The 13,175-nt window shown below is 64.9% G+C and carries 16 protein-coding genes; 9 read left to right on the top strand and 7 right to left on the bottom strand.

The window, feature by feature from the left end; translation table 11 throughout:
* Nucleotides 1-25: 25 nt before the first annotated feature.
* From EJ068_RS14700 to EJ068_RS14690, 3 genes are all read right to left on the bottom strand, one after another.
* On the bottom strand, nucleotides 26-475 hold the full coding sequence (locus EJ068_RS14700) for an SRPBCC family protein (protein ID WP_127253075.1): 450 nt from the start codon (nucleotides 473-475) through the stop codon (nucleotides 26-28).
* Nucleotides 472-786 carry a metalloregulator ArsR/SmtB family transcription factor gene (locus tag EJ068_RS14695; RefSeq protein WP_189341933.1) on the bottom strand — a complete coding sequence of 105 codons (315 nt, stop codon included), beginning with the start codon at nucleotides 784-786 and terminating at the stop codon, nucleotides 472-474. The genes EJ068_RS14700 and EJ068_RS14695 overlap by 4 nt, the downstream gene beginning before the upstream one ends.
* Before the next feature lie 107 nt (nucleotides 787-893).
* Nucleotides 894-1,319 (bottom strand): GNAT family N-acetyltransferase, encoded by a 426-nt coding sequence (locus tag EJ068_RS14690; protein WP_127253071.1) that lies wholly within the window; start codon nucleotides 1,317-1,319, stop codon nucleotides 894-896.
* A gap of 181 nt (nucleotides 1,320-1,500) precedes the next feature.
* Here EJ068_RS14690 and leuD point away from each other — a divergent pair, with 181 nt between their 5' ends.
* From leuD to EJ068_RS14660, 6 genes are all read left to right on the top strand, one after another.
* Nucleotides 1,501-2,106, top strand: a complete 606-nt coding sequence (leuD, locus tag EJ068_RS14685) for a 3-isopropylmalate dehydratase small subunit (protein WP_127253070.1) — start codon at nucleotides 1,501-1,503, stop codon at nucleotides 2,104-2,106.
* A gap of 66 nt (nucleotides 2,107-2,172) precedes the next feature.
* The gene (locus EJ068_RS14680; protein WP_127253068.1) at nucleotides 2,173-3,087 is read left to right on the top strand and encodes a hypothetical protein; all 915 of its coding nucleotides are present in this window, start codon (nucleotides 2,173-2,175) and stop codon (nucleotides 3,085-3,087) included.
* 122 nt (nucleotides 3,088-3,209) lie between these two features.
* The gene (locus EJ068_RS14675; protein WP_127253066.1) at nucleotides 3,210-3,593 is read left to right on the top strand and encodes a RidA family protein; all 384 of its coding nucleotides are present in this window, start codon (nucleotides 3,210-3,212) and stop codon (nucleotides 3,591-3,593) included.
* A gap of 58 nt (nucleotides 3,594-3,651) precedes the next feature.
* Entirely contained in the window at nucleotides 3,652-4,002 is a 351-nt protein-coding gene (locus EJ068_RS14670; RefSeq protein WP_126083640.1) for a VOC family protein, read from the top strand.
* 232 nt (nucleotides 4,003-4,234) lie between these two features.
* Nucleotides 4,235-5,338: a 3-isopropylmalate dehydrogenase gene (gene leuB, locus EJ068_RS14665; RefSeq protein ID WP_042645392.1), complete on the top strand. Its 1,104-nt coding sequence runs from the start codon at nucleotides 4,235-4,237 to the stop codon at nucleotides 5,336-5,338.
* Nucleotides 5,310-5,807 (top strand): GNAT family N-acetyltransferase, encoded by a 498-nt coding sequence (locus tag EJ068_RS14660; protein ID WP_245463426.1) that lies wholly within the window; start codon nucleotides 5,310-5,312, stop codon nucleotides 5,805-5,807. The genes leuB and EJ068_RS14660 overlap by 29 nt, the downstream gene beginning before the upstream one ends.
* 357 nt (nucleotides 5,808-6,164) lie before the next feature.
* On the opposite strand, the gene EJ068_RS14655 is transcribed toward EJ068_RS14660, so the two are convergent.
* Nucleotides 6,165-8,042 (bottom strand): DEAD/DEAH box helicase, encoded by a 1,878-nt coding sequence (locus EJ068_RS14655; protein WP_127386317.1) that lies wholly within the window; start codon nucleotides 8,040-8,042, stop codon nucleotides 6,165-6,167.
* 598 nt (nucleotides 8,043-8,640) lie between these two features.
* On the opposite strand from EJ068_RS14655, the gene EJ068_RS14645 reads away from it, so the two are divergent.
* Complete coding sequence (locus tag EJ068_RS14645) at nucleotides 8,641-9,675, top strand: aspartate-semialdehyde dehydrogenase (protein ID WP_127253923.1); 1,035 nt, start codon at nucleotides 8,641-8,643, stop codon at nucleotides 9,673-9,675.
* 335 nt (nucleotides 9,676-10,010) lie between these two features.
* On the opposite strand, the gene EJ068_RS14640 is transcribed toward EJ068_RS14645, so the two are convergent.
* The 3 genes from EJ068_RS14640 to EJ068_RS14630 all read right to left on the bottom strand — a co-directional run bounded on the left by EJ068_RS14640 (nucleotide 10,011) and on the right by EJ068_RS14630 (nucleotide 11,306).
* Nucleotides 10,011-10,424 carry a hypothetical protein gene (locus EJ068_RS14640; protein ID WP_126080407.1) on the bottom strand — a complete coding sequence of 138 codons (414 nt, stop codon included), beginning with the start codon at nucleotides 10,422-10,424 and terminating at the stop codon, nucleotides 10,011-10,013.
* The gene (locus EJ068_RS14635) at nucleotides 10,421-10,690 is read right to left on the bottom strand and encodes a type II toxin-antitoxin system prevent-host-death family antitoxin (RefSeq protein ID WP_112128743.1); all 270 of its coding nucleotides are present in this window, start codon (nucleotides 10,688-10,690) and stop codon (nucleotides 10,421-10,423) included. Before EJ068_RS14635 ends, EJ068_RS14640 begins: the two co-directional genes overlap by 4 nt.
* A gap of 208 nt (nucleotides 10,691-10,898) precedes the next feature.
* The gene (locus tag EJ068_RS14630; protein ID WP_127253416.1) at nucleotides 10,899-11,306 is read right to left on the bottom strand and encodes an ACT domain-containing protein; all 408 of its coding nucleotides are present in this window, start codon (nucleotides 11,304-11,306) and stop codon (nucleotides 10,899-10,901) included.
* A gap of 156 nt (nucleotides 11,307-11,462) precedes the next feature.
* Here EJ068_RS14630 and EJ068_RS14625 point away from each other — a divergent pair, with 156 nt between their 5' ends.
* Complete coding sequence (locus EJ068_RS14625) at nucleotides 11,463-12,338, top strand: bestrophin family ion channel (protein ID WP_245463425.1); 876 nt, start codon at nucleotides 11,463-11,465, stop codon at nucleotides 12,336-12,338.
* Nucleotides 12,339-12,688: 350 nt separating this feature from the next.
* Nucleotides 12,689-13,099 (top strand): DoxX family protein, encoded by a 411-nt coding sequence (locus EJ068_RS14620; RefSeq protein ID WP_127253417.1) that lies wholly within the window; start codon nucleotides 12,689-12,691, stop codon nucleotides 13,097-13,099.
* Nucleotides 13,100-13,175 lie beyond the last annotated feature (76 nt).

The raw sequence follows: 13,175 nt of genomic DNA, 5'->3' as shown, positions 1-13,175 counted from the left end.
AATTGTCTCGTATCCGGAATGAAGTTCAGCCCTTCGAGGGCGGGCGCTCGAAACCCTTGCCGGTTTCGAGCAGACTCTTGAGGCTCGCCAGCACCAGCGGCCAGCCCTTGGAGACGTTGGAGATCAGCCTGTGCGGGCCGTCGGCCTCGTGCACGACGGCGAGCTTCATCAATTCGCCGTCCGGCTCGATGGTGAAGGTGCAGCGCGTGTAGCCGTCCTCCTTCACCTCGGGCAGCCATTCATTGCGCCATTTGATTACCAGGCGTTTTGGCGGATCGATCTCCAGGATCTCGCCTGAGTCGGCGAGGCGCCCGTCGGGGAAGATCAGCTTCCAGCTGGAGCCGACCTTCCAGTCGCTCTCCTGGTGGGAGGAGAGAAAGAACCGCCGGTTGAATTCCGGATCGGTCAGCGCCTCCCACAGCTTTTCAGGCGTGGTGCGGATATAGGTGACATAGACGAAGCTGTTCTCGCTCACGGCTCTTCCCTTTCAAGGCGTTGCTTCAGGTCGCTCAATGCGTTGAGCCGATGGCGCTCGAACTTGCCGATCCAGCGCTCGGCGATCTCGTTGATCGGAACGGGGTTGAGGTAGTGCTCCTTCTCGCGGCCGCGGCGCATGGTGGTGACGAGGTTCGCCTCCTCCAGGATCGCCAGGTGCTTGGTCACCGCCTGGCGCGTCATGTCCATGTGCTCGCAGAGCGCGTTGAGCGTCTGCCCGTTCCTTGCATGGAGGCTGTCCAGCAATTGCCGGCGGGTCGGGTCGGCCAAAGCGCGAAAGACGGCATCCATGCTGCTCATGGCTCTAATATGCAACCATTTGGTTGCATGTCAAGCGGTGAGGCGCAAAAAGATCGGGTGCCGGGCTGCGCGGACTGGCGCCTTCAGCTGCGGGAGCGTCAGCGCTTGCGGGAGAACCAGAAGGCGTCGGCCATGCGCGTCATGCCGATGCGCTCGTAGAAGCCGACGGCGTCGGGCATCGAGATCAGGCTGATGGCGACCGAAGGGCCGAGCTGGCGGCGCGCCTCGTCCATCAGGCCTTTGCCGATGCCGAGCCCTTGCGCCGAGGCGGACACGGCGAGCTCGGAAATATAGCAGACCCAGGAGAAGTCGGTGACGCCGCGCGCGACGCCGACCAGTTGCCGGTCCGGCCGGTCGAGCCGAGCGGTCAGCACCAGATTGGCCCTGTCGAGCATCGTCTTCAGGCGGGCCTCGTCATCGATGGGCCGCGTCTCGCCGAGGCCGGAGTCGACCAACACGCGGCGGAATTCGGCGACATCGAGCCTGGGCTCGCTTGCATAAAGGACTCTGGAAGGATCGGCCATGGCCGCAGACTGCACCAGCCGGCCAGGATCTCGAAGCCGTTTTTGAGGCGTCATTCCGTCGGCAAGCCATGCCCGCCATTGGCCCAAGGGCCGTGCACGAACAGTTGCCTTTCATTTGCCGCCGGCTTTGTGTAAACCGTCCCGCAAAATTCCCCGCAAGCCAAGAAGACGGGCAGGTACCATGGATAAATTCACCAAGCTCACCGGCGTCGCCGCGCCAATGCCGATCGTCAATGTCGACACCGACATGATCATCCCGAAGGATTATCTCAAGACGATCAAGCGCACCGGGCTCGGCACCGGCCTGTTCGCCGAGATGCGCTACAATGAGGACGGTTCGGAGAACCCGGATTTCGTGCTCAACAAGCCGGCCTACCGCAGGGCGCAGATCCTGGTCGCCGGCGACAATTTCGGCTGCGGCTCGAGCCGCGAGCATGCGCCCTGGGCGCTGCTCGATTTCGGCATTCGGTGCGTGATCTCGACCTCGTTCGCCGATATCTTCTATAACAACTGCTTCAAGAACGGCATCCTGCCGATCACGGTCAGCCCGGAAGACCTCGACAAGCTGATGGACGACGCCTCGCGCGGCTCCAACGCGACGCTGTCGATCGATCTCGAGGCGAAGGAAATCCGCGGGCCGGACGGCGGCGTGGTCAAATTCGACCTCGACGACTTCAAGCGCCATTGCCTGCTCAATGGCCTCGACGATATCGGCCTCACCATGGAGAAAGCCGGCGCCATCGCTTCCTTCGAGAAGCGGAACGCCGAGCAGCGCCCCTGGGCCTGACATTCTGAACGTAGTGGCCCGGCCGTTCGCGGCCGGGTTCGTGGCGACTGAATGGAGGGGACAGTCATGACACGCTCGCTTCTGGCCGCTTCGGTGGCAATCCTTCTCGCCACAATCGGCACCCACGCGCAGACCACGGCGCCCGCCACGTCCGACCAGCCGGCTGCCGATCAAGGCACGGCCGACCAGGGCAGTGACCAGGCTGCGTCGGAGGACGACAAGCAGGCGCCGATTCCGTTCGAAGGCGGGCAGCTCACCATCACGCAGCCGGAACAGGACGGCGAGAAGGTCCTTGCCTATGACGGCAAGCAGCTGGCCAGCAATTACGACGTCTTCTTCGACAAGATCGTCAAGATCGGCGACGTGAACGTCGCGCTCGTCGATGTCGGCGACGGCGGCAATCAATGCGGCCCGGCCAAGGTCATCGTCTGGAAGAAGGACGGCGAGATTGAGACCACCACGGTCGAGCAGGACGAATGCGGCGCGCCGCCGGCCGCCGTCTCCGACAGCGCCATCTATTTCGTGCCCTACCTGTTGCCGGGCGATTCCAAGCCGGCGCTGCAATGGTCGCCCACGGAAGGCCTGACGACCTCCGGCAACCTGACTTACACGCCGGAGCCAGGCACCGACTGGAAGGATGTCGACCCGTCGAAATACGACAACATCATCGACGCCTTCCACAATGAGGCGGTCTACAAGGCCGGCCAGGCGCTGCTGGGCAACGACATGCCCGACATGGCGACCAGCCTGCTGGTTGGCGGCGGCACCGAAAAGACGGCGTCCGGCGCCTTCTACGCCACCGGCTGCGTGCCGCATGACTGCGGCGGCAATGACGGCTTCATGGCTGTCGACCCGGCCAAGCAGAAAGTCTATTTCGCCCGCCGCGGCGACAATGGCGAGCCGCAGGCCTGGCCGCCGGTGAAGGACTGGCCGGCGGATATCAAGAAGGCCTATGACGACGCGCAGGGTTCGGGGAATTAGGCCGATTTCTGTCGGGTAGCGATCCTTCGCGCTGCGCTGTCCCGCCAGCATCGCGTTGTCTGGCTCACGACTGTGTCGTCCACGCATCTCAGAATGGTGGAGACAACCAACGCGAGGCTTCCATGCGCAAGCTCATCTCCACCGGTTCCCCCTTCGAGAAAACCGCCGGCTATTCGCGGGCGGTGGTGCAGGGCGACTGGTGCTTCGTTTCCGGCACGACCGGCTATGACTATGCCACCATGACCATGCCCGACACGGTCGAGGCGCAGACGCGCAACTGCCTTGCCACCATCGCCAAGGCACTGGCCGATGGCGGCTTCGACATGGCCGATGTGGTGCGCGCGCATTACTACATAACCGACCAGGCCTATGTTGACGTTGTCTTCCCGATCCTCGGCGAGGCGTTCGGCGACATCCGTTCGGCGGCGACGATGATCGTGTGCCAACTCAACAAGCCGGAAATGAAGATCGAGATCGAGGTGACGGCGCTCAAACGCACGGCATAGAGGCCGGCGCCGCAATGCGGAGGGCTCCCGGACAGGCAAAGCAAAGGAGCGGCTCATGGTGAAGGTCAGACGCATCGTCGCCAATATCGAAACCCCCGACATTGCGGCGGCCAAGCGCTTTTACCAGGACGTGCTCGGCCTTGATGTCCTGATGGACCAGGGCTGGATCCTCACTTGCGGTTCGGCCGAGACCATGACGGTGCAGGTGAGCTTCATGGCCGAGGGCGGGTCGGGCACGCCGGTGCCGGACCTGTCGATCGAGGTCGACGATGTCGACGCGGCGCTTGCGGGCATGAAGAAGGCCGGCTTCGCCGTCGAATACGGCCCGGCCGACGAGCCCTGGGGCGTGCGGCGCTTCTATGTGCGCGATCCGTTCGGGCGTTTGGTGAATGTTCTTTCGCATCGGTAGGCGCTGCTCCAGCTTGGGTTCCTCGCCCCCACGAAGTGGGGGAGAGGTGGCCCGGCGAAGCCGAGACGGAGAGGGGGAGCGCCCTACGAAGGCTCCTCTCCGTCCGCTTCGCGGACACCTCTCCCCCGCTTTGCGGGGGCGAGGAAACCAAGCTTCGAGAGGTCCCCTTGCGCCCAGCCCGCTTGGCGTTTAGCAAGGCGCCGGTTCAATTTCTCTCCCGGGACGGTTCTCCATGGCTTCGAAAAATCTCTTCCTGCTCGCCGGCGACGGCATCGGCCCCGAGGCGATGGCCGAGGTGAAGAAGCTGATCAAGGCCATGAACGACAAGCTCGGCAGCGGCTTCGCCACCGACGAGGGCCTGGTCGGCGGCTGCGCCTATGACGCGCATGGCGCGGCAATCTCCGACGCCGACATGGCCAAGGCGATGGCGGCGGACGCCGTGCTGTTCGGCGCCGTCGGGGGACCGAAATGGGATGCAGTGCCTTACGAGGTGCGCCCCGAGGCCGGGCTCTTGCGCCTGCGTAAGGACATGGAGCTGTTCGCCAATCTCAGGCCCGCGATCTGCTATCCGGCACTCGCCGCGTCCTCCTCGCTCAAGCAGGAGGTGGTCGAGGGCCTCGACATCTTGATCGTGCGCGAGCTCACCGGCGGCGTCTATTTCGGCGAGCCCAAGCAGATCATCGATCTCGGCAACGGCCAGAAGCGCGGCATCGACACCCAGGTCTACGACACGTTCGAGATCGAGCGCATCTCGGGCGTCGCCTTCGAGTTGGCGCGGACGCGCCGCAATCACGTCACCTCGATGGAAAAGCGCAACGTCATGAAGTCGGGCGTTTTGTGGAACGAAGTCGTCTCCCAGACGCACAAGGCGCGCTATTCCGACGTCAAGCTGGACCATATGCTGGCCGACGCCGGCGGCATGCAGCTGGTGCGCTGGCCGAAACAGTTCGATGTCATTGTCACCGACAATCTGTTCGGCGACATGCTGTCCGACATCGCCGCCATGCTGACCGGCTCGATCGGCATGCTGCCTTCGGCCTCGCTCGGCGCGCCGGATGCCAAGACCAAGAAGCGCAAGGCGCTCTACGAGCCGGTGCACGGCTCGGCGCCCGACATCGCCGGCAAGGGCATCGCCAACCCGATCGCCATGATCGCCTCCTTCGCCATGTGCCTGCGCTATTCCTTCGGCATGGTGGCGGAAGCCGACAAGCTCGAAGCGGCCATCGCCGCCGTGCTCGACGACGGCCTGCGCACGAAAGACATCATGTCTGAAGGCATGAAGGAAGTCGGCACCACTGAGATGGGCGATGCCATCATCGCCAAATTCCTTGGCTGATCCCGGCACCGTCGACATTCGCTGGGCGAGGGTCGACGATGCCGAAGCGCTCGCCACCCTGCTCTGCGCGATGGCGGCTCACTACCGGCAGACGCCGCTCGATCACAGCCGGGCGGCGGCCACGGCGCGGCAATGGCTCAGCGACGAGAGCCCGGCCTATCCGCATTTCGCCTTGGCCTTCGCGGGCGGCGAAGTCGCCGGCCTCGCCTCGGTGGCCATCGCCCACCCAGGCATCGATCTCGAAAGGCTGATGTTCCTGAAGGATCTGTTCGTGCGCGACGGCGCCCGTGACAAGGGCGTCGGCTGCGCGCTCATCGGCTTTCTCGCCGGCTATTGCCTCGGCAAAGGCATAGGCCGCATCGATCTCACCACGGAAGACTGGAACGAGGGCGCGCTGCGTTCTACGACCGGCTCGGCGCCGAGCGCCACGGCCAGAAGGTTTTCCTTAGGCTGTCGGGCGACGCGCTGAACAAGGTCGCTGGAACCTGACGTTGGCGGGTATCGGCGCCAAGGCTGGGTAAACCTCGGAGGTTAGCCGAAGCGACCGAACTTCGTCATCCACGGGCGGAGCGGGAGCGAAGCGGACGCGTAGACCCGAGGATCCATGCCGTGACGTCGCGCGAATGGTAAAGGGGGTGCAGAACAAAGGCTTTTCTGCACCGCCGCGACGCTTGGAGGTCACGGCATGGATTCCAGGGTCTGCGCGCGTCGCTTCGCTCCTTGCTTCGCCCTGGAATGACGGAGGCGTAGTGGCTGCCGGCCCGCGCGCGTCGGGCTGACCGGCCGACTTGCTTTGCTAAACCCTGGCCCAACTCCCGTCGCGATTCTACGCTGGCCGCTTCTTCTGCTTCTTGCGCTTTTCCGGCTGGCCGGATCTCGGCCCATCGAACTTTGGCCGATCGAACTTTGGCTTCTCGAACTTCGCCTTGCCGGGCTTCTTCGCCCAGGGTTTCGCGTCGCCACCGGGCCGCTCGTCCGGCGCTCGCTTCTCGAACCCGGGTGCACCCTGGTCGAAAGGCCGCTTGCCGCGATGCGGCTTCTTGTCCGGCTTCGGCGGCTGATAGCCGGCGCGCGACAGGTCGGGCGTGCCGTCGATGCGCCTCACCGCGATGCTGCCCTGCAGCTTGCGGTCGGGGCCGATCGCGGCGACGAAGCGGTCGGCCCAGTCGGCGGCGATCTGCACGAAGGTCTCTTCCGGCTGCATCTTGATGGCGCCTATCTCGCGCTTGGACATGCCGGCGGTGCGGCACAGCATCGGGATCAGCCAGCGCGGCTCGGCATTCTGCCGGCGGCCGACCGAGAGCGAGAACCACACGCTGTCGCCGAAATCGTCTCGGCGGGCGGGTGTTTCCTCCCGGCGCGCGAATCTTTCCTTCGACGGCGCAAACGGCGCGACGTCGATCAGGTCTTCGGGCGCCGAGCGGCTGCCGCGGCAAAGCCGCACGAAGGCTGCAGCCACCAGCTCGGCGCCGTGCCGCTCGAGAAGCGCTGTGGCGAAGTCGCGCTCCTCGTCCTTCACCGGCTCGCTGAAGGACGGGTCGGCCAGGATGCGCTCGTCGTCGCGCCGCAGCACCTCGTCGGCCGAGGGCGGGCTTGCCCAGGTCGCGGTCAGGCCGGCATTAGCGAGCAGCCGCTCGGTGCGCCGGCGCGCATTGCCCGGCACGATCAGTGCGCTCACCCCCTTGCGGCCGGCGCGTCCGGTACGGCCGCTGCGATGCAGCAGCGTCTCCGGATTGCTCGGCAGGTCGGCATGGATGACGAGATCGAGATTGGGCAGGTCGATGCCGCGCGCAGCGACGTCCGTTGCGATGCAGACCTTGGCGCGACCATCGCGCATCGCCTGCAGGGCGTGGCTGCGCTCGTTCTGGCTGAGCTCGCCGGACAGCGCCACGACGGCGAAATTGCGGTTGTTGAAGCGCGCGGTGAGGTGGTTCACCGCCGCGCGAGTGTTGCAGAACACCATCGCATTGGCGGCCTCGTAATAGCGCAGCACATTGATGATGGCGTTCTCGCGATCGGCGGGCGCGACGGAAAGCGCCCGGTATTCGATGTCGAGATGCTGCTTTTCCTCGCCGCCGGCCGAGATGCGCACGGCCTCGCGCTGATAGCCCTGCGCAAGCGTCGCGATGGAGCGCGGCACGGTGGCCGAAAACATCAGCGTGCGGCGCTCGGCGGGTGCTGAGTCGAGGATGAATTCGAGGTCCTCGCGGAAACCGAGGTCGAGCATCTCGTCGGCCTCGTCCAGCACCACGGCCTTCAGCGCCGACATGTCGAGCGCGCCGCGCGTGATGTGGTCGCGCAGTCGGCCGGGCGTGCCGACGACGATATGAGCGCCGCGCTCCAGCGCGCGCCGCTCGGTGCGCATGTCCATGCCGCCGACGCAGGAGGCGATCTGCGCGCCGGTCAGCTCATAGAGCCATTCGAGCTCGCGCCGCACCTGCAGCGCCAGCTCGCGCGTCGGCGCCACCACCAGGCCCAGCGGCGCGCCGGCAGCGGTGAAACGCTGAGCGTCGCCAAGCAGGGTCGGCGCCACGGCAAGGCCGAAGGCGACAGTCTTGCCGGACCCGGTCTGCGCCGATACCAGCGCGTCGGCCTCGCCAAGCTCAGGCTCCAGCACCGCCTTCTGCACCGGCGTCAGCGCCGAATAACCGCGCTTTTCCAGCGCTTCTGCCAGCGCAGGAACGATCATCTCGAAACTGGACATTTTCTTCTTTCGGAATTCGAAGCTTCTTTAGCCCATCGATGGGCTGATGCCGGCAGGCGTTGAGGCGCCGCAAGGCCGGACGGTTGGTGGGTTCCTACTTCTTGGCGACGGCATTGTACAGAGCAGGCGGCACCGCCTTTCCCTTCTCCCCTTGTGGGAGAAGGTGTCGCCGAAGGCGACGGATGAGGGGTGCTCCAGGGAAAGCCAGCGTCTCACTCCGCTGGAACACCCCTCATCCGTCTCGGCGCTACGCGCCGATCCACCTTCTCCCACATGGGGAGAAGGAGAGGCGCTGCGGCGATTGACTCTTCCACCAAACCGCGTAAAAGCCCGCGTCGAACGGGATCATCCTCGATGCGCGGCCTTCCGATGGCTCTTCTTGCATTCGATGCCCCCAGCCACAATGTAACGCATTGGGCCGGGCGCTTCGGCGCGTCCGTCCGTTCCAGCAAAACTACGGCCAAGAAAACCACCACCAAAACGGTGTGATTCCCTTGGCCTAACCACCCTCTCCCGGGTCCGGCCCGGGGGACGAAACCCGCATCAGGCCGGCGGGTTTTCTCCAAACAACCAAGCGGAGAGGGACAGGAGATATCAGATGAGTTTCAAGGTTGCGGTAGTCGGCGCCACGGGCAATGTGGGCCGCGAAATGCTCAACATTCTGGACGAGCGCGGCTTCCCGGTGAGCGAAGTGGTGGCGCTGGCGTCGCGGCGCAGCCAGGGCACCGAAGTGTCCTTCGGCGACCGCACGCTGAAGGTCAAGGCGCTCGACACCTACGATTTTTCCGACACCGACCTCTGCGTCATGTCGGCCGGCGGCAACGTCTCCAAGGAATGGTCTCCCAAGATCGGCAAGCAGGGCTGCGTCGTCATCGATAATTCGTCGGCCTTCCGCTATGACCCGGACGTGCCGCTGATCGTGCCGGAGGTGAACCCGGACGCGGTCTCGCTGTTCTCGCGCAAGAACATCATCGCCAATCCGAACTGCTCGACGGCGCAGCTGGTCGTCGCGCTGAAGCCGCTGCATGACGTCGCCACCATCAAGCGCGTCGTCGTCGCCACCTACCAGTCGGTGTCGGGCGCCGGCAAGGAAGGCATGGACGAGCTGTTCACGCAGACCCGCGCGGTGTTCGTCGCCGACCTGGTCGACGTCAAGAAGTTCACCAAGCGCATTGCCTTCAACGTCATCCCGCATATCGACGTTTTCCTCGATGACGGCTCCACCAAGGAAGAGTGGAAGATGGTGGCCGAGACCAAGAAGATGCTCGACCCCAAGATTAAGCTGACGGCGACCTGCGTGCGCGTGCCGGTCTTCATCGGCCATTCGGAAGCGGTCAACATCGAGTTCGAGAAGCCGATCACGGCGGACGAGGCGCGCGAGATCCTGCGCGAAGCGCCGGGATGCCAGGTGCTCGATAAGCGCGAGAACGGCGGCTACATCACGCCGCTGGAATCGGCCGGCGAGGACGCCACCTTCATCTCGCGCATCCGCGAGGATTCGACCATCGACAACGGCCTGTCGATGTGGGTCGTCTCCGACAATCTGCGCAAGGGCGCGGCGCTCAACGCCGTGCAGATCGCCGAGCTGCTGGTCGAGCGCGGCCTGATCCAGCCGAAGAAGAAGGCGGCGTAGTTCTCGCTCACGGGCCGTATCGCCGCTGCCGCGGCGGGCCCTCCGCGGGGGCGCCGGACGACCGGCGGCCCGCAGTCGCGGGCTCGGCCTTCGGTAGTTTGTTTCGCTCACGGGCCGTATCGCCGCTGCCGCGGCGGGCCCTCCGCGGGGGCGCCGAATGATCGGCGGCCCGCAGTCGCGGGCTCGGCCTTCGGCCGTCGTTTTCGCTCACGGCCCGCACCGCCGCTATCGCGGCTGGGCCTCCGCGGGGGGCGCCGGACGACCGGCGGCCCGCAGTCGCGGGCTCGGCCTTCGGCCGTTTGTTCTCGCTCACGGAGGACGCGGCTGTGTCGAGGCTAGCGGAAGCGGATGACTTCGATGAAGGCCTTGCGTCTGACGATGAACTCCCGCAGCAGCGGCAGGAAGAAGGCTTTGCTGAAGCGTCCGATCGGCGGCTCGGGTTCGAGATAGAAGGACTTGCCGACGAGATCGGAGTTGAACTCGTCGAGGATGATCCACAACCGCCGATCGGCGTCGAGTCCCGCGCGGCGCCTCTCGATGGCCGGGATCTCAACCGCGAACCGAGCTTTCTCCGGCTCCTTGGTGGTGATCGGGAAGAACAGGACAAGATCGCCATCCGCTCGTACAACCCGCACGCCGACGGCGACGGGCCGTTCCTTGCGGCCCTCCGTCTCGCCGGCGCGGGCTTCGCGCGCCCAGAGGTAAGGGTAACGGATGACCGTTGCCGTGCGGATGTCGTCGTAGCTCATGTCCGCCCCGTTTCATCCTCCTGCGCATAGGCTTCGACCGCGCTCTCGAAATCGGCGAAGAGGCTGTCAGACATGGTCTCGATTGTACCGGCAGAGCGGCTATCTGACTGGCGCACCAGCCGCGCGTAATCCTCGATGTTGAGAAGCACGAGACGGGGTTTGTTGCGCTGAGTAATCGTCACCGGACGGCGCAGGGCCTCGGCGATAATGTCGCCGGACTTCCGGGAAAGCTCGCTCGTGGAATAGGAACCACCTGAACGGGGCATAGCGACCTCCTATCATTGCTGATTGTCGCCATATACAGCATTGGCAGCATTTGTGCAAAGCGATGAAAAATGCCCCATCGCCGGCTTCAGGATCGACGTCCAGATAGAGCAAGCCAGTCGCCGGGATGAGCTTTCCGCACCTAGGCTCCTTTCCCTGGGGAGTGGGAGGGTGGATGAGATAGCGCCGGCTCTTCGATCTTCTCGTGGCTCAGGCACCGCTCTCCGCCGCAAGCTGCCCCAATATCGCCAGCGCTTCCTCCGCCCGCTCCGCCGGCACGAACAGATGATCGTGATAGAAGGCCGAGACCGGATTGACGCCCATGTCGGCGGCCGCCAGCTTCGCGGTGATCGCGGCGAGGAAGCCGACGGCTTGGAGCGAGGAGTGGATGTCGAGCGTGATCATCCGGCAACGGAACGTTCCGGCAAGGCCGGCCGCCTTTGCCTGGCTTTCGGCCAGGATCATCGTCGTGCCCTCGCGCTCGCGAAATTGCATGACGGGCTCGAGCCCCGCCGCAACCGGCATGCCAGGTGCCAACGTGGCGAATACATAGATATCCGAGTAAAGCCGCGGCGTCATCGATGCCAGCAGCTTCTGCAGGTCCGTCTCGCCGTTCATCTTTCCGTTCCTTCGTCTGGCGCTCTGCGACGTTCTCGACAGTCCCGCTCGAAACGTCAACGGTCCTGCGCCTGGACGACATGGCGATGTCGCTGGCGGCTGAGCCGCGGGTTCGCTATCGCCGTAGAGACATAACGGCTTGCAAAGGTTCATCCGATGATCGTCCGCCCGCGCCCGACATTCCTGCAATTGTTCTTCATCATGCGCGGCTCGGTGGTGCCGCGCATCCTGCCGCAGATTTTCGGCTTCGCCATCTACTCGGCGGTCATCCTGCTCGTGGCACGGCACTTCCAGCTCGATCTCAGCGCCTTCAGCATCGCGCCTTTCGGGCTCGTCGGAGTGACGCTGTCGATCTATCTGTCGTTCCGCAACAACGCCGCCTATGACCGCTGGTGGGAGGCGCGTAAGCTCTGGGGCGGGCTGGTCTTCGAGATCCGCAACTTGGCGCGCGCCACCACCAGCCTGATCGGCGACCGCGCCGAGCAGCGCGCGCTGCTGATGGAGGCGCTTGCCTTCTGCCATCTGCTGCGCGGGCAATTGCGCCGGATCGACAGCATAGAGGACGCGCGCGCCTTCATCGGCGACGAGGTCGACAAGGCCGCCGCCCGCGCCAACCCTGCCGAAGACATGGTCCGCCGCATGGGCCGGCGCGCCAATGCGCGACGCGAGGCCGGCGCGCTCGACCCGATCGGCTTCCGCATCCTCGATGAAAGGCTGGCCGCGATCGCCGCCATCCAGGCCGGCTGCGAGCGCATCGCCGGCACGCCCCTGCCCTTTGCATACACGCTTCTGCTGCATCGCACGGCCTATGTCGTCTGCCTGCTTCTGCCGTTCGGGCTGGTCTCGGCCACGGGCTGGGCGACGCCGCTGTTCACGGCGCTGATCGCCTACACCTTCTTCGGCCTCGATGCGCTGTCGGAAGAGCTCGAGGATCCGTTCGGCATCGAGGCGAACGACTTGGCGCTGGACGGCCTCTGCCGCGTTTGTGAGATTTCCGTGTTCGAGGCGCTGGACGAGACACGCCGAAGATGATCGCGGCCGACAAGTTCTATTTCTCGTAGGAGGTCGACCCACGAGGACTCTGCCCTCGGAGATGGTCGAAAGCGCTGTGCTTTCTTCGTCATTCTAGGGCGGAGCAAGGAGCGAAGCGACGCGGCGCAGACCCTAGAATCCATGCCCTTCAAGGCGTTGCCGGCGGTCCAGAATTTTGTTCTGCCGCGCGCTCCGCGACGGAGCTACGCTCCTGCTTCGCCCTAGGATGACGAAGGTGTGGTTGCTCCGACGTCCAAAAGAACCGGCCCCTTGTAGGATCGCCACATCATGGTCCGTCCTTGAATCGAACCCGGCAAGCAGCCGGTATTCGCACCCAGGAGGGAACATCCATGAGCATCTCCGAAGCCGCGCCTGCCTCGCAAGGCGCTTTGTGGGCCGGGCGCGCGCTCAGCGCCGTGGTCGTCCTGTTCATGATCTTCGACGGCGTCATCAAGCTGCCGCCGCTCGATATCGTCACGCAGACGATGAACGGGCTCGGCTGGCCGGCCGATCCGAACATCGCACGGCTGATCGGGGTCATCGGGCTGATCTCGACCGCGCTCTATGCCTTGCCGCGCACCTCGGTGCTCGGTGCGATCCTGCTCACCGCCTATATGGGCGGCGCGATTTCGACGCATGTGCGAATCGGCAACCCGCTCTTCTCGCACACGCTGTTCGGGGTCTATCTCGGCGTTATCCTGTGGGGCGGGCTCTATCTGCGCGACGCAAGAGTGCGGGCGCTGATCCCGTCCAGGCGATAACCGGGGCAAAAGCGATGCTCATTCTCATAACCTCATCGGTAAGGATTTCGAGGCCGGGCTCGACAATCCGAGACGC

Source organism: Mesorhizobium sp. M2A.F.Ca.ET.043.02.1.1 (assembly GCF_003952405.1).
In the GTDB taxonomy this organism is placed as follows: Bacteria; Pseudomonadota; Alphaproteobacteria; order Rhizobiales; family Rhizobiaceae; genus Mesorhizobium.
This window is presented reverse-complemented; position numbering and strand designations above follow the sequence as displayed.